The sequence below is a fragment of the Nocardioides oceani genome (genome assembly GCF_030412965.1).
Classification (GTDB): domain Bacteria; phylum Actinomycetota; class Actinomycetes; order Propionibacteriales; family Nocardioidaceae; genus Nocardioides; species Nocardioides oceani.
In genome coordinates this window covers 1-22,449 of sequence record NZ_JAUHJQ010000014.1, presented here as the reverse complement: position 1 = coordinate 22,449, position 22,449 = coordinate 1, and the positions used below count along the sequence as shown (strand labels likewise).

At 73.2% G+C, this 22,449-nt stretch carries 20 protein-coding genes; 18 read left to right on the top strand and 2 right to left on the bottom strand.

Features of this window, described 5'->3' with window-relative positions; all coding sequences use genetic code 11:
• The first annotated feature begins 259 nt into the window (after window positions 1–259).
• From QWY28_RS20995 to QWY28_RS20980, 4 genes are read left to right on the top strand one after another with little or no spacing between them, the layout of a single operon-like run.
• Window positions 260–1,342: an ABC transporter substrate-binding protein gene (locus tag QWY28_RS20995; protein WP_300954762.1), complete on the top strand. Its 1,083-nt coding sequence runs from the start codon at window positions 260–262 to the stop codon at window positions 1,340–1,342.
• A 7-nt stretch (window positions 1,343–1,349) separates the two neighbouring features.
• A complete protein-coding gene (locus QWY28_RS20990) occupies window positions 1,350–2,939 on the top strand; it encodes a sugar ABC transporter ATP-binding protein (protein ID WP_300954761.1) in 1,590 nt (529 codons plus the stop codon).
• A complete protein-coding gene (locus QWY28_RS20985; protein WP_300954760.1) occupies window positions 2,936–3,952 on the top strand; it encodes an ABC transporter permease in 1,017 nt (338 codons plus the stop codon). Before QWY28_RS20990 ends, QWY28_RS20985 begins: the two co-directional genes overlap by 4 nt.
• A complete protein-coding gene (locus QWY28_RS20980) occupies window positions 3,949–4,956 on the top strand; it encodes an ABC transporter permease (protein ID WP_300954759.1) in 1,008 nt (335 codons plus the stop codon). The genes QWY28_RS20985 and QWY28_RS20980 overlap by 4 nt, the downstream gene beginning before the upstream one ends.
• A 95-nt stretch (window positions 4,957–5,051) precedes the next feature.
• On the opposite strand, the gene QWY28_RS20975 is transcribed toward QWY28_RS20980, so the two are convergent.
• On the bottom strand, window positions 5,052–5,885 hold the full coding sequence (locus tag QWY28_RS20975) for a phytanoyl-CoA dioxygenase family protein (protein WP_300954758.1): 834 nt from the start codon (window positions 5,883–5,885) through the stop codon (window positions 5,052–5,054).
• Between the two features lie 110 nt (window positions 5,886–5,995).
• Here QWY28_RS20975 and QWY28_RS20970 point away from each other — a divergent pair, with 110 nt between their 5' ends.
• The 4 genes from QWY28_RS20970 (at window position 5,996) to QWY28_RS20955 (ending at window position 11,391) form a co-directional block, all read left to right on the top strand.
• Entirely contained in the window at window positions 5,996–7,003 is a 1,008-nt protein-coding gene (locus QWY28_RS20970) for a LacI family DNA-binding transcriptional regulator (RefSeq protein WP_300954757.1), read from the top strand.
• A gap of 125 nt (window positions 7,004–7,128) precedes the next feature.
• Complete coding sequence (gene pheS, locus QWY28_RS20965; protein WP_300954755.1) at window positions 7,129–8,226, top strand: phenylalanine--tRNA ligase subunit alpha; 1,098 nt, start codon at window positions 7,129–7,131, stop codon at window positions 8,224–8,226.
• An 8-nt stretch (window positions 8,227–8,234) separates the two neighbouring features.
• Window positions 8,235–10,724 carry a phenylalanine--tRNA ligase subunit beta gene (pheT, locus tag QWY28_RS20960; RefSeq protein WP_300954754.1) on the top strand — a complete coding sequence of 830 codons (2,490 nt, stop codon included), beginning with the start codon at window positions 8,235–8,237 and terminating at the stop codon, window positions 10,722–10,724.
• A 55-nt stretch (window positions 10,725–10,779) separates the two neighbouring features.
• The gene (locus tag QWY28_RS20955; protein ID WP_300954828.1) at window positions 10,780–11,391 is read left to right on the top strand and encodes a maleylpyruvate isomerase family mycothiol-dependent enzyme; all 612 of its coding nucleotides are present in this window, start codon (window positions 10,780–10,782) and stop codon (window positions 11,389–11,391) included.
• A 29-nt stretch (window positions 11,392–11,420) separates the two neighbouring features.
• On the opposite strand, the gene QWY28_RS20950 is transcribed toward QWY28_RS20955, so the two are convergent.
• Window positions 11,421–12,233, bottom strand: a complete 813-nt coding sequence (locus tag QWY28_RS20950) for a maleylpyruvate isomerase family mycothiol-dependent enzyme (protein WP_300954753.1) — start codon at window positions 12,231–12,233, stop codon at window positions 11,421–11,423.
• 104 nt (window positions 12,234–12,337) lie between these two features.
• Here QWY28_RS20950 and argC point away from each other — a divergent pair, with 104 nt between their 5' ends.
• Genes argC through QWY28_RS20900 form a run of 10 tightly spaced genes read left to right on the top strand, consistent with a single transcriptional unit; the run spans window position 12,338 to window position 22,116 of the window.
• A complete protein-coding gene (argC, locus tag QWY28_RS20945) occupies window positions 12,338–13,399 on the top strand; it encodes an N-acetyl-gamma-glutamyl-phosphate reductase (RefSeq protein WP_439117273.1) in 1,062 nt (353 codons plus the stop codon).
• Entirely contained in the window at window positions 13,396–14,547 is a 1,152-nt protein-coding gene (argJ, locus tag QWY28_RS20940) for a bifunctional glutamate N-acetyltransferase/amino-acid acetyltransferase ArgJ (protein ID WP_300954750.1), read from the top strand. The genes argC and argJ overlap by 4 nt, the downstream gene beginning before the upstream one ends.
• Window positions 14,544–15,488, top strand: coding sequence for an acetylglutamate kinase (gene argB, locus QWY28_RS20935; RefSeq protein WP_300954749.1), 945 nt, complete (start codon window positions 14,544–14,546; stop codon window positions 15,486–15,488). Before argJ ends, argB begins: the two co-directional genes overlap by 4 nt.
• Window positions 15,485–16,696 carry an acetylornithine transaminase gene (locus tag QWY28_RS20930; RefSeq protein ID WP_300954748.1) on the top strand — a complete coding sequence of 404 codons (1,212 nt, stop codon included), beginning with the start codon at window positions 15,485–15,487 and terminating at the stop codon, window positions 16,694–16,696. The genes argB and QWY28_RS20930 overlap by 4 nt, the downstream gene beginning before the upstream one ends.
• Window positions 16,693–17,631, top strand: a complete 939-nt coding sequence (argF, locus tag QWY28_RS20925; RefSeq protein ID WP_300954827.1) for an ornithine carbamoyltransferase — start codon at window positions 16,693–16,695, stop codon at window positions 17,629–17,631. Before QWY28_RS20930 ends, argF begins: the two co-directional genes overlap by 4 nt.
• Window positions 17,631–18,170 carry an arginine repressor gene (locus QWY28_RS20920; RefSeq protein WP_300954746.1) on the top strand — a complete coding sequence of 180 codons (540 nt, stop codon included), beginning with the start codon at window positions 17,631–17,633 and terminating at the stop codon, window positions 18,168–18,170. The genes argF and QWY28_RS20920 overlap by 1 nt, the downstream gene beginning before the upstream one ends.
• A gap of 1 nt (window position 18,171) precedes the next feature.
• A complete protein-coding gene (gene argG / locus QWY28_RS20915; RefSeq protein WP_300954745.1) occupies window positions 18,172–19,605 on the top strand; it encodes an argininosuccinate synthase in 1,434 nt (477 codons plus the stop codon).
• Window positions 19,605–20,093: an NUDIX hydrolase gene (locus QWY28_RS20910; RefSeq protein ID WP_300954744.1), complete on the top strand. Its 489-nt coding sequence runs from the start codon at window positions 19,605–19,607 to the stop codon at window positions 20,091–20,093. Before argG ends, QWY28_RS20910 begins: the two co-directional genes overlap by 1 nt.
• Window positions 20,094–21,518, top strand: coding sequence for an argininosuccinate lyase (gene argH / locus QWY28_RS20905; protein WP_300954743.1), 1,425 nt, complete (start codon window positions 20,094–20,096; stop codon window positions 21,516–21,518). It abuts the gene before it with no gap.
• Window positions 21,502–22,116: a DNA-3-methyladenine glycosylase gene (locus tag QWY28_RS20900; RefSeq protein ID WP_300954742.1), complete on the top strand. Its 615-nt coding sequence runs from the start codon at window positions 21,502–21,504 to the stop codon at window positions 22,114–22,116. Before argH ends, QWY28_RS20900 begins: the two co-directional genes overlap by 17 nt.
• The last annotated feature ends 333 nt before the right edge of the window (window positions 22,117–22,449 follow it).

The following is a 22,449-nucleotide window of genomic DNA, read 5'->3' as shown; positions in this document are numbered from 1 at the left end:
CGCACGCGGTGCGATGTGCCCATTCTGAGGTGTGGCCCAGGCCACGATCAAGGGTGGACCGTACGGCATCCGGCTGGCCAGGGGCGACGAGGCCGGTCCGGCGGACGGCCTCGCAGCGGAGGATCCGGTGTGCGTTCGGGTGAACTTTGCCGTCCCCGTTGCGCTTTCCTGTTCGGTCATGTTTGCTTGTGGAAGGTTGTGACGGCGATCTCAGGCGAGCATCGCGACCCGGCCGCACCGACCACTCCTAGGAGCAGAGATGACGAGCAAGAAGTCCACCGCCGCGTGGAGGTCCCTCGCGGCGGTCGCCGCCGCCGGCCTGGCCCTGTCGGGCTGCACCAACTCCGGTGACGACGGCACCTCGGGTGCCTCGGGCACCGGCAACGACGAGCAGGTCGTCAAGGAGTCCGAGAACGCCGGCCCCGGCTGCACGCTGGAGAAGTACGGCGCGGAGAAGCTGGACCTGAAGGACGCCGTCGTCGGCTTCTCGCAGTCCGAGCCGGACACCGCCGCGTTCCGTGCGGCGGAGACCGAGTCGATCAAGGCCGCCGCCCAGGAGGCCGGCGTCAAGAAGCTCATCACCACCAACGCGAACGCCGAGCTGCCCAAGCAGATCGCCGACATCCAGGACATGCTCAACCAGGGTGCGCAGTTCCTCATCGTGGCGCCGGTGAACTCCGACGGTCTCGACCCGGCCCTGGCGGCCGCGAAGAAGGCGCGCGTCCCGGTGCTGACGATCGACCGCAAGGTCACCAACGAGCCCTGCTCGGACTACGTCGCCTTCCTCGGCTCGGACTTCTACGACCAGGGCCAGCGCGCGGCCGACGAGCTCGCCGCCGCCACCGACGGCGAGGCGCAGGTCGCGATCCTGCTGGGGTCCTCCGGCAACAACGTGACCGACGAGCGCAACGCCGGCTTCATCGACCGGGTCGAGGAGAAGTACCCCGACCTGCAGGTCATCGCCGAGCAGACCGCCAACTTCGCCCGCGACGAGGGCCAGTCCGTCACCGAGCAGCTGCTGCAGTCCAACCCGGAGATCACCGCGATCTACGCGCACAACGACGAGATGGCGCTCGGTGCCGTCACCGCCGTGCGCGCCGCGGGCAAGGACCCGGGCCAGGACATCAAGATCGTCTCCATCGACGGCACCCGCAACGCCGTCCAGGCGATCGTCGACGGCGACATCAACGCCGTCATCGAGTCCAACCCGCGCTTCGGCCCGCTGGCCTTCCAGACCGCCGCGGACTTCTTCGCCGGGGAGGAGATCCCCGAGGACGTCATCATCGAGGACGACTCCTACACCAGCGAGAACGCCGAGCAGGACCTCGGCAAGGCGTTCTGAGCGACCCGTGACTCCTCAGCACACCACCGCGGCGGCCGTGGCGGTCGGTGACCCCGTCCTGCAGACGGTCGGGGTCACCAAGTCCTTCAGCGGCGTCCGCGCCCTCGAGGGGGTCGACTTCGAGCTCCGGGCCGGAGAGATCCACACGCTCGTCGGCGAGAACGGCGCGGGCAAGTCGACCCTGATCAAGGTCCTGACCGGGGTCTACACCCCCGACGGCGGCGAGGTCCGGTACGCCGGCGAGACGGTGCACTTCCGCCGGCCCGCCGACGCCCAGCACGCCGGGATCTCCACGATCTACCAGGAGGTCAACCTCGTCCCGCTGCTGAGCGTGGCGCGCAACATCTTCCTCGGTCGCGAGCCGCGGCGGTTCGGTCTCATCGACGTGGGCGCGATGAACAAGCGCGCCCGTGAGCTGATGGCCGAGCTGGGCATCGACATCGACGTCACCGCCGAGCTCGGCCGGCTCGGCCTGGGCTCCCAGCAGATGGTGGCCCTGGCGCGCGCGATGTCGGTCGACAGCCGCGTGGTGATCATGGACGAGCCGACGTCCTCGCTGGAGTCCGCCGAGGTCGAGACGCTCTTCCGCGTCGCGCGGGGCCTGCGGGACCGCGGCGTCGGGCTGGTCTTCGTCTCCCACCGGCTCGACGAGCTGTGGGAGCTGTGCGACCGGGTGACCATCCTGCGCGACGGCCAGTGGGTCCACACCGGCCCGATGGCCCAGACGACCCGGCTCGAGCTGGTCTCGAAGATGCTCGGGCGCGACGTCGACGAGGTGCGCGCCGGCGGCGCCACCGAGTTCGGCGCCTCCCACCGGCAGTCCGGCGAGCCGGCGCTGGTGGTCTCGGGCCTCGACGTGGCCAACCGGCTGCACGGTGTCGACCTCACCGTGCACCCCGGCGAGGTCGTCGGCCTGGCCGGCCTGCTCGGCTCGGGCCGCAGCGAGACCGTCAAGGCCGTGTACGGCGCGCTGAAGGCGCGCTCGGGCGAGGTCTCCGTCGCGGGCCGCAAGGTCAGGACCGGCTCGGTGCGCGGGGCGCTCGCCTCGGGCGTCGCGCTGCTCTCGGAGGACCGCAAGGCGGAGGGGATCGTGCCGGACCTCTCGGTCCGCGACAACATCGCCCTGGCCGTCCTCCCGCGGATGTCGCGGGCGGGCGTCGTCTCCGAGGCGCGGATCGACGCGCTGGTCGACACCTTCATGAAGCGCCTGCGGATCAAGGCCTCGAGCCCGGACCAGAAGGTCCGCGAGCTCTCCGGCGGCAACCAGCAGAAGGTCCTCATCGCCCGGTGGCTGGCCACCGAGCCGACGGTCTTCCTGCTCGACGAGCCGACCCGCGGCATCGACGTGGGCGCCAAGGCCGAGGTCCAGGCGCTCATCGACGAGCTGGCCGAGCAGGGCCTCGCGGTCGTGCTCATCTCCAGCGAGATGGACGAGCTCGTCGAGGGCGCGGACCGGATCGTCGTCCTCCACGACGGGCACGTCCAGGCCGAGCTCGACAGCACCGACCTCAGCAGCAGCGAGCTGCTGGCGGCCCTCGCGGGCGACCGCGCGGCCGACCCGCAGGCACCGATCGAGACAGAGGGGCAGCACGCGTGAGCGACAGCACCGCGACGGCCACGGCGCCCGGGAGCACCGGGAGCACCGGCGGCCCCGGGGGCTCCGGGCGGTCCGGGACGAGGTTCGACGTCGACTGGGTCCGCCGCAACGGCGTGTTCGTCGCGCTCGGCGTCCTCCTCCTGGCCAACGTCTTCCTGACCGACAACTTCGTCAGCACCGGCACCCTGCGGCTGCAGCTGGTCCAGGTCGCCCCGGTCGTCATCGTGGCGCTCGGCATGGCGCTGGTCATCGGCACCGAGGGCATCGACCTGTCCGTCGGCGCCGTGATGGCGCTCGCCGCTGCGCTCATCCCGTTGTACGTCGGGTACGGCTCGGTCGGCGCCATCGTCGTCGGCCTGGTCGGCGGCGTGGTGGTGGGGCTGCTCGCGGGCGTGCTCGTCGGCGTGGTGGGCGTCCAACCCATCGTCGCGACGCTGGGCCTGATGGTGGCGGTCCGCGGCGTGGCCAACCTGTTCGGTGGCGAGATCAAGAGCATCCGCGAGCCGGGCCTGGTCTCCCTCGGGACCGGCGACGTGGCGGGCGTGCCCTACGTCGTGCTCATCGCCGCGGTGGTCTCGCTGGTGGTGTGGCTGGTCGTGCGCCGCTCGACCTACGGGCGCCAGCTCGTGGCGATCGGTGGCAACAAGCTGGCCGCCCAGCTCGCCGGGCTGCCCGTGCGTCGCGTGCTCGTGACGACGTACGTCGTCTCCGGGCTGCTCGCTGCGATGGCCGGCATCCTGCTGGCAGCCCGCTCGCAGGCCAGCGACCCGACCAAGCTCGGCCAGCTGATGGAGCTCTCGGCCATCACGGCCGTCGTCATCGGCGGCACCCCGCTGTCGGGCGGCCAGGTGCGGATCCTCGGCACGATCGCGGGGGCGCTGCTGATGCAGCTGATCACCGCGACCCTCATCTTTCACGACATCCCCGACTCGACCGCGCAGATCGTCCAGGCGGTCATCGTCATCGCCGCGGTCTACGTCCAGCTCGGCCGAGGAAAGGCGCGACGCTCATGAGCACCACCACCGCCGACCCGGCGACCTCCAACGCGCCCGAGGCGGCGCTGGCCAACCGCGCGCGGTTCGCCTCGCTGGTGCAGCGGCAGGGCGCGCTGGCGATCTTCGTCGTCGTCGTCGCGGTCGCCAGCGTCAGCTTCGACACCTTCGCCAGCCGGGGCAACCTGACCGGCATCGCGGTGCAGGCCTCGTTCCTCGCGATGCTCGCGCTCGGCATGACCTTCGTGATCATGACCGGCGGCATCGACCTCTCGGTCGGCAGCGTGTTCGCCCTCGGTGGCGTGCTGGCCGCGTGGGGCTCCCAGCACGGCACGCTGGTGGCGTTCGTGCTGCCGCTCGCGGTCTGCGGGGCCATCGGCCTGGTGCAGGGCCTGGTCATCGCCCGCGGCGGCCTGCCACCGTTCATCGTCACGCTCGCGGGCCTGCTCTTCGCCCGGGGGCTCCTGCTCCTGCTCAGCGACGAGGGCGCGACGACGTACAAGGTCCCGCGCGGCTCGTCCTTCCGCGAGCTCGCGCAGGGCGAGCTGCTCGGCGTCCCGTACCCGGTGATCCTCGTCGTGGTGTTCTTCGCCATCGGCGCGCTGGTCCTGCACCGCACGTCGTACGGCGCCTCCGTGCTCGCCATCGGCGGCCAGGAGGACGCGGCCGACCTGATGGGCCTCCCGGTGCAGCGCACCAAGGTGCTGACGTACGTCGCCTCCGCGCTGCTGGCCGGCTTCGGCGGCGTGATGATCGCCAGCTACACCTCCTCGGGCGTCACCATCCTCGGTGTCGGCACCGAGCTCGAGGCGATCGCGGCGGTCGTCCTCGGCGGGACGCTGCTCACCGGCGGCGCTGGCACCGTGCTCGGCACGCTCGTCGGCGTCCTGCTGCTCCAGGTGATCAAGAACGTCATCAACCAGGTCGGCTCGCTCGACTCCGACTGGCAGTCGGTCGTGAGCGGCACGATCCTGCTGCTCGTGGTCACCCTGCAGCGCTTCCTGACCCGCGTCGAGCGGCGTTAGCGCCTCGGCTCGAGCACCGGCGAGGCCACCACGCACGACGACGGCCCGGCACCCACCAGGGTGCCGGGCCGTCGGTGTGCCGGGGGAGGGGAGGCTCAGGCCTCGCCCATCACCAGGCCCTCGATCGTGTGCTTCTGGGTGATCGGGGTGAGCTCGTCGACGATCGGGCACGACAGGTGGTCGCGGACCCGCTGGGGGAGGCTCTCCCAGTAGGTGCGGGTGACCGCGAGGTCGTGGTGCTCGTCGTTGCCGGCGCCGGGGGCGTCGACGCCGAGGACCAGCACGGGGCGCGACTTGGCCGACTCGTTCTTGGTCCCGCGGTGGACGGTCAGCGCGGAGCGGGCGGAGATGTCGCCCATCTGCGGGTACTTCCGCACGGCGCGCTCCTCGAAGCGGCCGTACTCCTTCTTCAGCGGGAACATCCCGTGGTTGAACTCCTCGCCCTTGTCCCAGTGGGTGCCGGGGGCGACCTCGAAGGGACCCATGTCCTTCTCGGTGTCGACGCAGGTGACGTTGAAGGCCAGCGAGGTCAGGCGCCCCTCCTCGGTGGTCTCCGGCGGGCTCGGGAAGTCGCGGTGCCAGGGCTGGTTCTTGGCGCCCTCGAAGGGGATGTCGAAGCCGACCTCGACGATCGTGTAGTCGGGGCCGAGGATCGCCTCGCAGGTGGCGCGGACCCAGGGGTGGTCGACGAGGTCGACGAAGCCGCGCAGCGCCTCGGGGTGGATCTCGACGTAGTAGCGGTTCGGGCCGCGACCGACCGAACCGTTCTCGCGGGACTGGGCCTCGGCGAAGGCCGCCTCGACGTCCTCGCGCAGCTGCTCGACCCACGCGCGCGAGAAGGCGCCCTTGCAGCCGATGATGCCGTCCTCGTGGATCGTCTGGCGGATGACGTCGGTGTCGATCGGTACGTCGAGTGCGGCGGCGGTCATGGGTCCTCCCGGGATGGATGGTCGAGGTGCTGTGACGTGCGGTACCCAGTTTGCAACGTTGCAATGCCACGTTGCAATACCCTGCGGCCAGGACTTCCTGGGAGGTGTGGATGACCCGAGCGAACCTGCGTGACGTCGCCGAGCGCGCGGGCGTCAGCGTGCGCACCGTGTCCAACGTCGTGAACGCCCCGGAGGTGGTCGCCGCGGCGACCCGCGAGCGGGTGCAGCGGGTCATCGACGAGATCGGCTACCGCCCCAACATCGCCGCCCGGCAGCTGCGCCGGGGGCGTGGGGACGTCATCGGCCTGGTGGTGCCGGAGATCGACTCGCCGTACTTCGCCGAGCTCGCCGCCCACGTGGTCCGGGCCGCCGAGGAGCTCGGCTGGACCGTGCTGGTCGAGCAGACCGACGGTGACCCCGACCGCGAGCGCGACCTGCTCGACGGCGCGCGCGGCCACGGCGTCGACGGGGTCGTCTTCAGTCCCTGGGCGCTGACGCCGGCCGAGGTCTCCCGCCGCGCCGGGGCGCCGCCGGTGGTGGTGCTGGGGGAGCAGGCCGGGTCCGGCCACGTCGACCGGGTCGCCATCGACAACCGGGCCGCCGCGCGGGAGGCGACCGCCCACCTGCTTGCCGGGGGTCGGCGCCGGATCGCCGCCGTGGGGATCCAGCCGCACCTGAGCAACCAGACCGCGGGGCAGCGGCTGGCCGGCTACCGGGAGGCGCTCGCCGCCGCCGGGCTGGCCGCCGACGACGCCCTCGAGGTGCCGGTCGACCGCCTCCACCACGCCGACGGGGTGGAGGCGATGGCGGGCCTGCTCGCCTTGCCGGAGCCCCCCGACGCGGTCTTCTGCTTCACCGACCAGCTCGCCCTCGGCGCGCTCCGGGCGTGCGCCGTCCGCGGCGTGCGGGTGCCCGACGACGTCGCGCTGGTGGGCTTCGACGACATCGAGGCCGGGCGCTACGCGGTGCCGGCGCTGACGACGGTCGCGCCCGACAAGGAGCGGCTCGCCGAGCTCGCGCTCGCCACGCTGGCGGAGCGGATGGCCGACCGGTCGCTCCCGGGGCGCGACCTGCTCGTCCCGCACGCGCTCGTCGTGCGCGAGAGCGCCCCCACCTGAGGGTCGGCGCGGCCGCGCCCGGCGACACCGGAACCGGTTCGCGGGCGGCGTACGGCGCTTCCTAGACTGACGCCTCGACCGGCCAGCCCGACGACCGCCCGGTCACCAGCTTCGAGAGGCGCGCCATGTCCGGACCCAACACCGACTACGACCCCGTGGAGGTCACTCCCTTGAAGCCCGAGGAGGTCGAGTCGGCGCGCGACGCCGCGCTGGCCGCCATCGCCGCCGCCAGCGACCTCGCCGAGCTCAAGCAGGTGCGCATCGACCACACGGGCGACCGCTCGCCGCTGGCGCTGGCCAACCGCGAGATCGGCGCGCTGCCGCCGCAGGCCCGCAAGGAGGCCGGCCAGCGCATCGGCCAGGCCCGCGGCGCGGTCGCGAAGGCGCTCGGCGAGCGGCAGGCCGTCCTCGAGGTCGAGCACGAGGAGCGGATCCTCGTCGAGGAGACCGTCGACGTCACGCTGCCCACGGACCGGGCCCGCCCGGGCGGCCGGCACCCGATCACCCTGCAGTCCGAGCTGATCGCCGACATCTTCGTCGCGATGGGCTGGGAGATCGCCGAGGGCCCGGTCGTCGAGGCCGAGTGGCTGAACTTCGACGCCCTCAACCTCGGCCCCGACCACCCGGCCCGCACGCTGCAGGACACCTTCTGGACCGAGCCGGTCGACCACCACGTCGTGCTGCGGACCCAGACCTCCCCGGTGCAGGCGCGCACCATGCTCACCCGCACGCCCCCGATCTACGTCGCCTGCCCCGGCCGGGTCTTCCGCACCGACGAGTACGACGCCACGCACAGCCCGATGTTCCACCAGGTCGAGGGCCTCGTGGTCGACGAGGGCATCACGATGGCCCACCTCAAGGGGTCGCTCGACCACCTCGCCGGCCAGCTGTTCGGCGCGGGCATCGACACCCGGTTCCGGCCGTCGTACTTCCCCTTCACCGAGCCCTCCGCCGAGGTCGACGTGCGCTGCTTCGTGTGCCGCGGCGTCGACTCCGCCGAGTGCCGCACCTGCCGCGGCGAGGGCTGGATCGAGTGGGGCGGCTGCGGCGTCGTCAACCCGCGCGTGCTGACCGCGTGCGGCGTCGACAGCGAGCGCTACACCGGGTTCGCGTTCGGCATGGGCATCGACCGGAGCTTCATGTTCCGCCACGACCTGGAGGACCTGCGGCCGCTCTTCGAGGGCGACGTCCGGTTCAGCGCCGCCTTCGGCACCGAGATCTGAGGAAGACGATGAAGACCCCGCTGTCCTGGATCAAGGACTACGTCGACGTCCCCGCGGACGTCACCACCGCCGAGCTCACCGAGCGGCTCACGATGACCGGCCTGAAGCTGGAGAGCATCCACAGTCCCGGCGCCGACATCACCGGCCCCCTCGTCGTGGGCCGGGTGCTGACGATGGACCCCGAGCCGCAGAAGAACGGCAAGACGATCAACTGGTGCACCGTCGACGTCGGCGACGCCAACGGCACCGGTGAGCCGCAGGGCATCGTCTGCGGCGCGCACAACTTCGCCCCGGGCGACCTGGTCGCCGTCGTGCTGCCGGGCGGCGTGCTGCCCGGCGGCTTCGCGATCTCCGCACGCAAGACCTACGGCCACGTCTCCGCCGGCATGATCTGCTCGGCCCGCGAGCTGGGCCTGGGTGAGGACCACGACGGCATCATCGTGCTCCCCGAGGGCTCCGGCGAGCCCGGCCAGGACGTCCGCCCGCTGCTCGGCCTCGACGAGGAGATCATCGAGCTCGAGGTCAACCCCGACCGCGCCTACGGTCTCTCGCTGCGCGGCATCGCGCGCGACGTCGAGGTCTCCGTCGCCGGCGCGAGCGGGTTCCGCGACCCCGCGCTGCGTGAGACCCCGCCCGCGGACGACGCCGGCTGGCCGGTCGAGGTCGAGGACCCCGAGGGCTGCCCGGTCTTCGTCGCCCGGACCGTCTCCGGCTTCGACCCCACCGCTCCCACGCCCGACTTCATCGCGCAGCGGATCCAGGCCGCCGGCATGCGGCCGATCTCGCTGGCCGTGGACGTCACCAACTACGTGATGCTCGAGACCGGCCGCCCCATCCACGGCTACGACGCCGACAAGGTGCAGGGCACCGTCCGCGTCCGTCGGGCCCGCGACGGCGAGACCCTCACCACGCTCGACGGCACCCGCCGGCAGCTCTCGGCCGAGGACCTCGTCGTCACCGACGACTCCGGCATCATCGGCCTCGGCGGCGTCATGGGCGGCGAGACCACCGAGATGTCGGCGACCACCACGCGGGTGCTCGTCGAGTCGGCGCACTGGGACGCGACCTCGATGTTCCGGACCGGCAAGCGGCACAAGATCTCCTCCGAGGCCGGCAAGCGCAACGAGCGCGGGGTCGACCCGACGATCTGCGAGGCCGCCGCGGACCGTGTGGTCGAGCTGCTGACGACGTACGGCGGCGCGACGGCCGACCCCGGCCACACCGTCGTCGGGACCCCGCCGACGGCGGCGCCGATCACCATGGCGGCCTCCCTGCCGGCGCGGATCTCCGGCCTCGACGTCGACGCCGACCAGGTGGTCGCCGACCTCGAGGCGGTCGGCTGCACCGTGGAGCGCGACGGCGACCGCCTGACCGCCACCCCGCCGCCGTGGCGCCCCGACGTCCGCGACCCCCACGACCTGGTCGAGGAGGTCGTGCGGCTGCGCGGCTACGACCGGATCCCCTCGGTGCTGCCGAAGGCCCCCGGCGGCCGCGGACTGACCCGTGCCCAGGCGCTGCGCCGCCGCGTCGGTCGCACCCTCGCCGGCGCGGGCTGGGTCGAGGTCGTCGACTTCCCGTTCGTCGGGGACGCCGACCTCGACGCCCTCGGGCTGCCCGCCGACGACCCGCGCCGCTCGGTGCTGCGCCTGTCCAACCCGCTGTCGGCGGAGGCGCCGGCGATGACGACGACGCTGCTGCCGGCGCTGCTGCGCACGGCCGCCCGCAACGTGGGCCACGGGACCACCTCGGTCGCGATCTTCGAGACCGCCTCGGTCACGCTGCCGCGCTCCACGGGCCCGGCGCCGATCCTGCCGGTCGACCGCCGCCCCACCGACGCCGAGCTCGCCGCGCTGGTCGAGGCGCTCCCGGACCAGCCGCTCCACCTCGGCCTGGTCGCCACCGGCGACGCGGTCCCGGCCGGCTGGTGGGGGGCCGGTCGCCCGGTCGACTGGTCCGACGCCGTCGGCGCCGTCCGCGCCGTCGCCGACGCCCTCGGGCTCGCGCTCACCACGCGGCCCGCCGCGCTGGCGCCGTGGCACCCCGGCCGGTGCGCCGAGCTGCTGCTCGGTGACGTCGTCGTGGGTCACGCCGGCGAGCTGCACCCGCGGGTCTGCACGACCTTCGGGCTGCCCGCCCGCTCCGTGGCCGCCGAGGTCGACCTCGAGGTCCTCCTCGAGCACGCGGTCCACCTCCGCCCCGCGCCGGCCTTCTCGACCTACCCGGTCGCCAAGGAGGACGTCGCGCTCGTCGTGGACGCCTCGGTCCCTGCCGGCGACGTGGAGGCGGCCCTGCGCGAGGGCGCGGGGGAGCTGCTGGAGTCGCTGCGCCTCTTCGACGTCTACACCGGCGACCAGGTCGGCGAGGGGCGCAAGTCCCTCGCGTTCAACCTGCGCTTCCGCGCGCCGGACCGGACGCTGACCGAGGACGACATCGTCGGGGCACGCGAGGCCGCCGTCGCGCTCGCCGCCGAGCTCACGGGGGCCCAGCAGCGCAGCTGACACGCGCCCGGTGACGGCGGGGCCGAGGACCTCTACCGTCGACCGGGTGGACCTCATGCACGAGGCGGAGCTCGAACGCGCCGAGCTGACCGACCTGCTCGCCGACCTGCGTCCCGACGAGTGGCGGCGGCCGTCGCTGTGCGCCGGCTGGACGGTGCGCGACGTGGTCGCCCACCTGCTCAGCTACGAGGGGCTCGGCCCGCGGGAGGTCGTCGGTCGGATGGTCCGCGGGCGCCTCGTGCTCGGCCGCATCAACGACGTCGCGCTCCGGGCCCAGGACGCGGCGGGACCGCAGGAGCTGGTGGAGCGGCTCCGCGCGTATCCCCGGCCGACCGGGCTCACCGCGGTCCGGGGCGGCGCCGTGGGGCTGGTGGACGCGCTCATCCACCAGCAGGACATCCGCCGCCCGCTGGCTCGGCCGAGGACGCTCGACCCCGCCCGAGTGCGGTTCGCCCTCGGGTTCACGCTCACGGCGCCGCCCCTGCGCGGCTTCTGGAAGGCACGCGGCGTGCGCCTGGTCGCGACGGACGTCGACTGGGCGACCGGCCGCGGTCCAGAGGCACGGGGTCCGGGCGAGGCCGTCCTGATGGCCCTCGCCGGGCGCCGCGGGGCGGCTGCCGACCTGACCGGCCCCGGCAGCGTGGTGCTGCAGCAGCGCCACGGCTGAGGACCGCACGCCGTGCGAGTCCGCCGGGCTCAGTCGAGCGGCTGGGAGACCGCTGCGCGGAACGCGTCGTACGCCGCCGGGTCGCCGGACACGGTGATGCCGCGGTCGTCGCGGCGGTTCCAGAGCCAGGCGTCGAGGTCCGCGGCCGTGCCGGCGACCACGGCCGACGGCTCGGTTCCCAGGCCGTCGACCACCTGGACGTGCGGCACGTCGTAGCACTTCCCCGACTCCGGCTCGGTGCCGAGGAACGTCCCGGGCCGCACCCAGATCGAGGCGTCCCGGTCGAGCAGGTCGATGCGCACGAGGTGCTCCGAGGGCTCGATCCGGCCCCAGGGCGGCGCCTCCCCGCCGTACATCACGTCGACGAGCTCGAGGACGCCGTCGGCCGCGAGCGCCGGGTCGAGCGCCGTCACCGCACCGGCCGCCTGCTCGGCGTCGAGCCGGTGGATGAGCGCCTCGTGCGCCTGCCGGCGGTAGCTCGTGCCCACCGTCTGCACCGGCGCCCAGTGCCACGCCTCGGCGTCCGGCCCGGCCGCCTCGAGCTCGGCGACCAGCGCGGCGGAGTGCTCGTCGAACGCCGCCAGCAGCCCGTCGTACGTCGCCGGGCGCTCCGGCCCCGCGACGTCCTCGGCCGGCGGGGCAGGCCGCGTGCGCACGGTCCGCGCCCAGAACCACTGCACCTCGGTCAGGTGCCACAGCAGGTCGCCGGCGCTCCAGTCCGGGCAGGCCGGCACCCGTGCGGCGGGGTCGCAGCCGGCGAGCACGTCGCGGAACCGGCGCGACTCGGTGCGGATGTGATCGAGGTAGACCGGGTACGGAAGGGCCAGCGTGGGATCAGGCATGCCGCGGACGCTAGCGGCCCCCGCCGACAGCGGCTGACGTGACGACCGCCACGTCCTGCGGGCGCACCCCGACGTCGCATAGACATTCCGACTTCGGTATGGTCATGCACATGACCAGGAAGCGCGTCGCTGTCGCCGGAGCCAGCGGGTACGCCGGAGGGGAGCTCCTGCGCCACCTCCTCGCCCATCCCGACGTCGAGATCGGTGCCCTCACGGGCGCCTCGAACGCGGGGGAACGCCTCGGCGTCCTCCAGCCGCACCTCGTGCCGCTCGCCGAGCGGGTGCTCGAGCCGACGAACGCCGAGACCCTCGGCGGGCACGACGTGGTCTTCCTCGCGCTGCCGCACGGCCAGTCGGGTGCGATCGCCGCCGAGCTGCAGGCCGCGGACGCGAGCACCGTGGTCATCGACTGCGGTGCCGACTTCCGGCTGCAGGAGGCCGCGGAGTGGGAGCGGTTCTACGGCGGCGACCACGCCGGCACCTGGCCGTACGGCCTCCCGGAGCTGCCGGGCCAGCGCGAGGTGCTCCGCGGGGCGACGCGCGTCGCGGTCCCCGGCTGCTACCCGACCGTCTCCACCCTGACCCTGGCCCCGGCGATCGCCGCCGGCATCGTCGAGCCCGACGTGGTCGTGGTCGCCGCCTCGGGCACCAGCGGCGCCGGCAAGGCCGCCAAGCCGCACCTGCTGGGCAGCGAGATCATGGGCAACGCCAGCGCGTACGGCGTCGGCGGCACCCACCGCCACACCCCCGAGATCACGCAGAACCTCACCGGGCTGCTGACAGAGCAGGCCACCGGCCGCAAGGTCACCGTGAGCTTCACCCCGCTGCTGGTCCCGATGCCGCGCGGCATCCTCGCCACCTGCTCGGCCCGGCTCGTCGAGGGCGTGGGCGCCGACGACGTCCGCGAGACCTACCTCAAGGCCTACGCCGACGAGCCGTTCGTCCACGTGCTGCCCGAGGGCCTGTGGCCCCAGACCAAGTCGGTGACCGGCTCGAACGCGGTCCACCTCCAGGCCACGGTCGACGAGGCCGCGGGCCGCATGGTCGCCGTCGGCGCCGTCGACAACCTCGCCAAGGGCACGGCCGGCGCCGCCGTGCAGTGCATGAACCTCGCGCTCGGCCTCGACGAGGGCACGGGCCTCACCACGATCGGAGTCGCGCCGTGAGCGTCACGACCCCCCAGGGCTTCCGCGCCGCCGGCGTCGAGGCCGGCCTGAAGACCAGCGGCGGCAAGGACGTCGCCCTGGTCGTCAACGACGGTCCCGCGTTCGACTCCGCGACCGTCTTCACCGCCAACCGCTGCAAGGCCAACCCGGTGCTGTGGAGCCAGGAGGTCGTCAAGGACGGCACGGTCCGCGCGGTCGTGCTCAACTCCGGCGGCGCCAACTGCTACACCGGCCCCGACGGCTTCCAGACCACGCACGCGGTCGCCGAGCAGGTCGCGGGCCACCTCGGCGTGGGCGCCGTCGACGTCGTCGTCTGCTCGACCGGCCTCATCGGCCTGGCCAACGACCGCGACCAGCTGCTCGCCGGCGTCGACGCGGCGTACGCCGCCCTCGGCACCGACGGCGGGCAGGCCGCGGCCGAGGCGATCATGACCACCGACTCGGTCAGCAAGCAGGTCGTCGTCGAGGGCGCGGGCTGGTCGATCGGCGGCATGGCCAAGGGCGCCGGCATGCTGGCGCCGCAGCTGGCCACGATGCTGGTCGTGCTGACGACCGATGCCGTCGTCCCGGCCGCCGACCTCGACACCGCGCTCCGCGCTGCGACCCGGGTCTCCTTCGACCGGCTCGACTCCGACGGCTGCATGTCGACCAACGACACGGTGACCGTGATGGCCAGCGGCGCCAGCGGCATCACCCCGAGCCTCGACGACTTCACCCAGGCGCTGACCCAGGCCTGCACCGACCTGGCGATGCAGCTGCTCAAGGACGCCGAGGGCGCCGACCACGAGATCGCGATCACCACGCTCAACGCCGCCACCGAGGACGAGGCGGTCGAGGTCGGCCGCAGCGTGGCGCGCAGCAACCTGTTCAAGGCCGCGGTCTTCGGCCAGGACCCGAACTGGGGCCGCGTGCTGGCCAGCATCGGCACCACCAGCGCCCGCTTCGACCCCGCCGACCTCGACGTCGCGATGAACGGCGTCTGGGTGTGCCGGCAGTCCACGCCCCACGCCGACCCGAGCGGGGTCGACCTGACCGGCCGCGAGGTCAGCGTGACCATCGACCTCAAGTCCGGCACCGAGCGGGCCACCGTCTGGACCAACGACCTCACCCACGCCTACGTCCACGAGAACAGCGCGTACTCCTCATGAACGACTCCAGCAGCCCCACGGGCGCCTTCGACACCAGCAAGCCCGACCAGGCCAAGGCGCGCACGCTCGCGGCCGCCCTGCCGTGGCTGAAGCAGTACCACGGCAAGATCGTCGTGGTGAAGTACGGCGGCAACGCCATGACCGACGACACGCTCAAGCGCGCCTTCGCCGAGGACATCGCGTTCCTCCGCTTCGCGGGCTTCAAGCCGGTCGTCGTCCACGGCGGCGGCCCCCAGATCTCCTCGATGCTGGACAAGCTGGGCATCGAGTCGGAGTTCCGCGGCGGCCTGCGCGTGACCACCCCCGAGGCGATGGACGTCGTCCGGATGGTGCTGGTCGGCCAGGTGCAGCGCGAGCTCGTGGGCCTCATCAACGAGCACGGCCCGCTCGCGGTCGGCTGCTCGGGCGAGGACGCCGGGCTGTTCACCGCGGTCCCGGCGACCACCGTCGTGGACGGGGAGGAGGTCGACCTCGGCCTCGTCGGCGAGGTGACCAGCGTCCGCCCGGAGTCGGTGCTCGACCTGATCGAGGCGGGCCGGATCCCGGTCGTCTCGAGCGTCGCCCCCGACGTGGACGGCACCGTCCACAACGTCAACGCCGACACCGCGGCCGCCGCGCTCGCCGTCGCGCTGAAGGCCGAGAAGCTCCTGGTCCTCACCGACGTCGAGGGGCTCTACCTCGACTGGCCGGACCCCACCGACGTCATCGGGGAGATCAGCCCCGAGGCGCTCACCGAGCTGATGCCGACCCTCGCGTCCGGCATGGTCCCCAAGATGGGCGCCTGCCTCAAGGCCGTCCAGGAGGGCGTCCCGCGGGCGACCGTCGTCGACGGCCGCGAGCCGCACGCCGTCATCCTCGAGCTCTTCACCAAGGAGGGCGTCGGCACCCAGGTCCTCCCGGGCGTCGAGACCAAGACCCGGAAGGTGAGGGACTCCCAGTGAGCAGCGACAGCACCCAGCAGGCCCAGGAGCGGTACGCCGCCAGCCTGATGAACACCTTCGGCCCGCCCAAGCTCGAGCTCGTCCGCGGCGCCGGCGCGCACGTGTGGGACGCCGAGGGCCGGGAGTACGTCGACTTCCTCGGCGGCATCGCGGTCAACGCGCTGGGCCACGCCCACCCGGCGCTGGTCGACGCCGTGACCACGCAGCTGCAGACGCTCGGCCACGTCTCGAACTTCTTCACGACCGAGCCGCAGCTCGCGCTGGCCGAGAAGCTCCTCGAGCTCGTCGGCGGCGGGACCCGCGCCGAGGGCCGGGTGTTCTTCACCAACTCGGGCGCCGAGGCCAACGAGGCTGCGTTCAAGCTCACCCGCCGGACCGGCCGCACGCACGTGGTCGCCACCGAGGGCGGCTTCCACGGCCGCACCATGGGCGCGCTGGCGCTGACCTCCAAGGAGGCCTACCGCACGCCGTTCGAGCCGCTGCCCGGCGAGGTCACCTTCGTGCCGTACGGCGACGCCGACGCGCTCGCCGCCGCGGTCACCGACCGCACGGCGGCCGTCCTGGTCGAGCCGATCCAGGGCGAGGCCGGTGTCGTCGTCCCGCCCGAGGGCTACCTCGCGGCGGCGCGCGCCGTCGCCGACGAGCACGGCGCGCTGCTGTGGATCGACGAGGTGCAGACCGGCATGGGCCGCACCGGCCGCTGGTTCGCCTCCGAGGGCGTCCGCGCCGACGTGGTCACCGTGGCCAAGGGCCTCGGCGGCGGCTTCCCGATCGGTGCCTGCATCGGCCTCGGCGAGGCCGGCGCGCTGCTCCAGCCCGGCAACCACGGCACCACCTTCGGCGGCAACCCCGTCGCCTGCGCCGCCGGCCTGGCCGTCATCGGCACCATCGAGGCCGAGGGCCTCCTGGAGCGGGCGAGCGTCCTGGGCCAGAAGCTCCGCGACGGCCTCGCGGCCGACCCGCGGGTCACCGAGGTGCGGGGGGAGGGCCTGATGATCGGCCTCGACCTCGCGACCGAGGCTGCCGCCGACGTCGTCGCGGCGGGGCTGCGGCACGGCTTCGTGCTCAACAACACCGCGCCCCACCGGCTCCGCCTGGTGCCGCCGCTGGTCCTCACCGACGACGACGCCGACGCGCTGCTGGCCGCGTGGCCGGCCATCCTCGACGACGCGATGGGCGCGCCGGCCGACGCCGGAGGTGGGTCCTGATGCGCCACCTGCTCCGCGACGACGACCTCTCCCCGGCCGAGCAGGCCGAGGTCCTCGAGCTGGCCGCGGCCATGAAGGCCGCGCCCTTCGAGCACCGCCCTCTCGAGGGTCCGCGGACCGTCGCGATGGTCTTCGACAAGCCGACCCTGCGCACCCAGGTCTCCTTCGGTGCCGGCGTGGCCGAGCTCGGCGGGTTCCCGATGCTCGTCGACGGCGCGCTGGCCGGCATCGGCCACCGCGAGTCGGTCGCCGACGTCGCCCGCATCCTCGGCCGCCAGGCGGCCGCGATCGCCTGGCGGACCTTCCACCAGTCCGACCTGGAGGAGATGGCCGCGCACGCCGGCGTACCGGTCGTCAACGCGCTCACCGACGACTTCCACCCCTGCCAGCTGCTCGCGGACCTGATGACGGTCCGCGAGCACAAGCCGCAGCTCGCCGGGCTCACCGTGACCTTCTTCGGCGACGGCGCGTGCAACATGGGGAGCTCGTGGCTGCTCGCCGGCGCCACCGCCGGCATGCACGTGCGGATCAGCGCACCGGAGGGCTACGTCCCCTCCGACGAGGTCTTCGCGCGTGCCAACGAGATCGGCGAGCAGACCGGCGGCTCCGCGACCTGGGTCGTCGACCCGCGGGAGGCCGCCGCGGGCTCCGACGTGGTCGTCACCGACACCTGGGTCTCGATGGGCAAGGAGGAGGAGGCCGCGGCGCGCACCGAGGTGTTCGCGCCGTACGCCGTCACCCAGGCGCTCTTCGAGACGGCCGAGCCGGACGCGATCGCGATGCACTGCCTGCCGGCGTACCGCGGCAAGGAGATCGCCGCGGAGGTCCTCGACGGCATCCAGAGCGTCGCGTGGGACGAGGCGGAGAACCGCCGCCACGCCCAGAAGGCCGTGCTCGCCTGGCTCCTCGAGAGGGCCGGGGCGGGGGAGCGGTGATGACCGAGCACGCGCTGCGCCCGGCCACGAAGAACGCCCGGCACCGCCGGATCGTCGAGCTGGTCACGCACCGCGAGATCCGCTCGCAGTCCGAGCTGGCTGACGCCCTCGCCGAGAGCGGCGTCCGCGTCACCCAGGCGACCCTCTCGCGCGACCTCGTCGAGCTCGACGCGGTGAAGGTCCGCGCGTCCTCCGGCGCGCTGGTCTACGCCGTGCCCGCCGAGGGCGGGGACCGGCGCCCGGCGGCGCCGACCGACACCGCCGCGGCCTCGCAGCGGCTCTCCCGCCTGCTCGGTGAGCTGCTCGTCTCCGCGGAGGCGAGCGCCAACCTGGTCGTCCTGCGCACCCCGCCGGGCGCCGCGCAGTACCTCGGCTCCGCCTTCGACGGCGCCGGCCTCCCCGACGTCCTCGGCACCATCGCCGGGGACGACACGATCCTCGTCATCGGGCGCGACCCGGCCGGGGGCGACGCGCTCGCGCAGCGCTTCCTCGCCCTGGCCGACTCCTCCGCCCCCACCAGCCCCCTCAAGGAGATCTGAAGTGAGCAAGGTCCTCACCACGCTGCCGAAGGGTGAGCGCGTCGGCATCGCGTTCTCCGGCGGCCTGGACACCTCCGTCGCCGTCGCGTGGATGCGCGACAAGGGCGCCGTGCCCTGCACCTACACCGCCGACATCGGGCAGTACGACGAGCCCGACATCTCCGGCGTCCCCGACCGGGCCCTGCAGTACGGCGCGGAGATCGCGCGCGCGGTCGACTGCCGCCTCCCGCTCGTCGAGGAGGGGCTGGCCGCGCTGGCGTGCGGCGCGTTCCACATCCGCTCCGGCGGCCGGGCCTACTTCAACACCACCCCGCTGGGCCGTGCCGTCACCGGCACGATGCTGGTGCGCGCCATGCAGGCCGACGGCGTCGACATCTGGGGCGACGGATCGACCTTCAAGGGCAACGACATCGAGCGGTTCTACCGCTACGGGCTGCTGGCCAACCCCGACCTGCGCATCTACAAGCCGTGGCTCGACCACGACTTCGTCACCGAGCTCGGCGGTCGCGCCGAGATGAGCCAGTGGCTCACCGAGCACGGGCTGCCCTACCGCGACAGCAAGGAGAAGGCGTACTCCACCGACGCCAACATCTGGGGCGCGACCCACGAGGCCAAGACCCTCGAGCACCTCGACGTCTCCCTGGAGACCGTCGAGCCGATCATGGGCGTGAAGTTCTGGGACCCCTCGGTCGACATCGCGACCGAGGACGTCACGATCCGCTTCGAGGCCGGTCGGCCGGTGGCGATCGACGGGACGACGTACGACGACCCGGTGGCGCTGGTGCACGAGGCCAACACCATCGGCGGCCGCCACGGGCTGGGCATGTCCGACCAGATCGAGAACCGGATCATCGAGGCCAAGTCCCGCGGCATCTACGAGGCGCCGGGGATGGCGCTGCTGTGGATCGCCTACGAGCGGCTCGTCAACGCCGTGCACAACGAGGACACCATCGCCAGCTACCACAGCGAGGGCCGTCGCCTCGGCCGGCTGCTCTACGAGGGCCGCTGGCTGGACCCGCAGGCGCTGATGATCCGCGAGTCGATCCAGCGCTGGATCGCCTCGCTGGTCACCGGCGAGGTGACGATCCGGCTGCGCCGCGGCGAGGACTACACCGTGCTCGCCACCGACGGCCCGGCGTTCTCCTACCACCCCGACAAGCTGTCGATGGAGCGCACCGAGAACGCCGCGTTCGGTCCGGTCGACCGGATCGGCCAGCTCACCATGCGCAACCTCGACATCGCCGACTCGCGCGCCAAGCTCGAGCAGTACGCCGGGCAGCCGCTCGACCAGGGCCAGGTGCTCGTCGAGAACGGCACGCTGTTCGGGGAGCTCCCGGCCGGCGGCTACGACCGGATCACCGACAACCCGGCGTACGCCCCCGGCACCGAGGAGGAGGCGCTCGACGCCGCGGCGATGGAGTTCGGCACCGACTGATGGTCCCCTCCACGCGCCCGGTGCGCGAGCGCACCTGCGCCCGCGTGCTGCCGGTGAACGCCGCCGGCGAGGTCCTGCTCCTGCACGGGTGGGACCCCGCCGACCCCGGCTCGCCGTACTGGTTCACCATCGGCGGCGGCGTGGAGCCCGGTGAGCCGCTGGTGGACGCCGCGGCGCGGGAGATGCACGAGGAGACCGGCGTCCAGGTGGCGCCCGGCGACCTGGTGGGCCCGCTGCACCGCGAGACCGTCGCGTTCGACTGGGGCCCGTGGCACCTGGTGCAGGACCAGACGTACTTCGCGGTCCGGCTCGACCTCGCCCCCGGGCAGGAGGTCCACTTCGGCGGCCTCGAGCCGCTCGAGGTGGGGACGATCGACCGGGCCGCGTGGTGGACGCCCGAGGCGCTGGACGAGGATGGCACCGCCGTGAGCGGTGACCTCACGAGGATCATGCGGACCGCGGTCGACGCGGTCGGAGGAGGCAGGTAAGTGAGCACCACCAACGAGGGCAAGCTCTGGGGCGGCCGGTTCGCCGGCGGCCCGTCGCCGGAGCTGGACGCGCTGTCGCGCTCGACCCACTTCGACTGGCGGCTCACCCCCTACGACCTCGCCGGCTCCCGCGCGCACGCCAACGCGCTGCACCGCGCCGGCCTGCTCTCCGACGCCGACCTCGCGGAGCTGCGGCGCGGGCTCGACGTCCTGGGGGAGCGGTACGCCGCCGGCGAGCTCCACCCCGACCTGTCTGACGAGGACGTCCACGGCGCGCTCGAGCGGCTGCTCCTCGAGGAGGTGGGTCCGGAGGTCGGCGGTCGCCTCCGCGCCGGCCGCAGCCGCAACGACCAGATCGCCACCCTGTTCAAGGTCTTCCTGCGCGACCACGCCCGCGTCGTCGCCGGCCAGGTGCTCGGCCTGGTCGACGTGCTGGCCGGCCAGGCCCGCGAGCACCTCGAGCCGGAGCCGACGATCATGCCCGGCCGCACGCACCTGCAGCACGCCCAGCCGGTGCTGCTGTCCCACCACCTGATGGCCCACGCGTGGCCGCTGCTGCGCGACGTCGACCGGCTGCTCGACTGGGACGCGCGGGTCGCCGCCGACTCGCCGTACGGCTCGGGCGCGCTGGCCGGTCAGTCGCTCGGGCTCGACCCGACCGGCGTCGCCGCCGAGCTGGGCTTCACCGGGTCGACGGCCAACTCCATCGACGGCACGGCCTCGCGCGACTTCGTCGCCGAGCTCGCCTTCGTCGCCGCCCAGGTCGGCGTCGACGTCAGCCGGTTGGCGGAGGAGGTCATCCTCTGGGCCACCAAGGAGTTCGGCTTCGTCACGCTGCACGACTCGTGGTCGACGGGGTCGAGCATCATGCCGCAGAAGAAGAACCCCGACATCGCCGAGCTCGCGCGCGGCAAGGCCGGCCGGGTCATCGGCAACCTGACCGGGTTGATGGCCACCCTCAAGGCGCTCCCGCTGGCCTACAACCGCGACCTGCAGGAGGACAAGGAGCCGGTCTTCGACTCCGTCGACACCCTCGAGGTCCTCCTGCCGGCCTTCACCGGCATGGTCGCCACCCTCGTCTTTGACCGCGAGCGCCTGGCCGAGCTCGCCCCGCAGGGGTTCTCGCTCGCCACGGACGTCGCGGAGTGGCTGGTGCGCCAGGACGTCCCGTTCCGGGTCGCCCACGAGCTCGCCGGCGCCTGCGTACGTGAGTGCGAGCAGCAGGGGATCGAGCTGCACGAGCTCGGCGACGACCAGCTCGCCGCGATCTCGCCCCACCTGACGCCCGCGGTTCGCGAGGTGCTCACCGCCGAGGGCTCGGTCGCCTCGCGGGACGGCCGCGGCGGGACCGCCCCGGTCCGCGTGCGGGAGCAGCTGGCCGAGCTGACCGAGCGCGCGGCGTCGTACCGTGCCCGGCTCGGCTGACCGGCACGACAAGCTGGCCGGCCTCCTCGCGGGGCCGGTCGAGGAGGTCGCGCCCACGCTGCTGGGCGCCGTCGTCCGGCACGGCGACGTGGCGGTGCGGCTCACCGAGGTCGAGGCGTACGCCGGCCCGGCGGACCCGGGATCGCACGCCTACCGGGGGATGACCCGGCGCAACGCGACGATGTTCGGCCCGCCGGCGCACCTCTACTGCTACTTCACCTATGGCATGCACGTGTGCTGCAACGTGGTGACCGGAGCCGAGGGCGACCCCAGCGCTGTGCTCCTCCGAGCAGGGGAGGTCGTCGAGGGCGTCGCGACCGCCCGGGCGCGACGACCCGGTGCCCGCGACCGCGACCTCGCGCGGGGACCCGCCCGGCTGTGCCGCGCGCTGGGCATCACGCTCGAGCACGACGGGACCGACCTGGCCCGCGGACCGCTGGTGCTCGAGCCGGGGGACCCGGCGCCCGAGTGGTCGACCGGCCCCCGCGTCGGCCTGCGCGGGGCCCCCGACCGGCCCTGGCGGTTCTGGGTGACCGGGCACCCGACCGTCTCGCCGTACCGCCCAGCCAAGCCGCGCGGGGAGCGCACCACCGGCTGATTTGGCGCGTCCCGAGGTCGCGTGTAGTGTTCTCTCTCGCCGCAGAACGCGGCTCCGGGCCGGCCGACAGGCCAGCAGGACCCGGAGCAGCCGTTCCGGCTCGGGTCCACCGAGAAAGCCCAGCTCCCCGGAGTTGCGCAGGAGGACCGGAACCGGTAAGTTTCTGCAGGTTGCCTCCGGGCCGGCCCGCAAGGGAAACGGGCGGAGCGCAAGTGATCCTTGAGAACTCAACAGTGTGTCATAGTCGACGAATTAGTTTGTTATGCCCCGTCGGCTGACTTTCATCGCTTTCGGGTGGTGGGGTTGGTTGATGGTGTCTTTGACAATGATTCT

Excerpts from the sequence above, each read along its gene's own strand:
- QWY28_RS20995 (WP_300954762.1), top strand. The coding sequence starts at position 260 with ATGACGAGCAAGAAGTCCACCGCCGCGTGGAGGTCCCTCGCGGCGGTC.
- QWY28_RS20980 (WP_300954759.1), top strand. The coding sequence starts at position 3,949 with ATGAGCACCACCACCGCCGACCCGGCGACCTCCAACGCGCCCGAGGCG.
- QWY28_RS20975 (WP_300954758.1), bottom strand. The coding sequence starts at position 5,885 with ATGACCGCCGCCGCACTCGACGTACCGATCGACACCGACGTCATCCGC.
- QWY28_RS20970 (WP_300954757.1), top strand. The coding sequence starts at position 5,996 with ATGACCCGAGCGAACCTGCGTGACGTCGCCGAGCGCGCGGGCGTCAGC.
- pheS (WP_300954755.1), top strand. The coding sequence starts at position 7,129 with ATGTCCGGACCCAACACCGACTACGACCCCGTGGAGGTCACTCCCTTG.
- pheT (WP_300954754.1), top strand. The coding sequence starts at position 8,235 with ATGAAGACCCCGCTGTCCTGGATCAAGGACTACGTCGACGTCCCCGCG.
- QWY28_RS20955 (WP_300954828.1), top strand. The coding sequence starts at position 10,780 with ATGCACGAGGCGGAGCTCGAACGCGCCGAGCTGACCGACCTGCTCGCC.
- QWY28_RS20950 (WP_300954753.1), bottom strand. The coding sequence starts at position 12,233 with ATGCCTGATCCCACGCTGGCCCTTCCGTACCCGGTCTACCTCGATCAC.
- argC (WP_439117273.1), top strand. The coding sequence starts at position 12,338 with ATGCACATGACCAGGAAGCGCGTCGCTGTCGCCGGAGCCAGCGGGTAC.
- argB (WP_300954749.1), top strand. The coding sequence starts at position 14,544 with ATGAACGACTCCAGCAGCCCCACGGGCGCCTTCGACACCAGCAAGCCC.
- QWY28_RS20920 (WP_300954746.1), top strand. The coding sequence starts at position 17,631 with ATGACCGAGCACGCGCTGCGCCCGGCCACGAAGAACGCCCGGCACCGC.
- QWY28_RS20910 (WP_300954744.1), top strand. The coding sequence starts at position 19,605 with ATGGTCCCCTCCACGCGCCCGGTGCGCGAGCGCACCTGCGCCCGCGTG.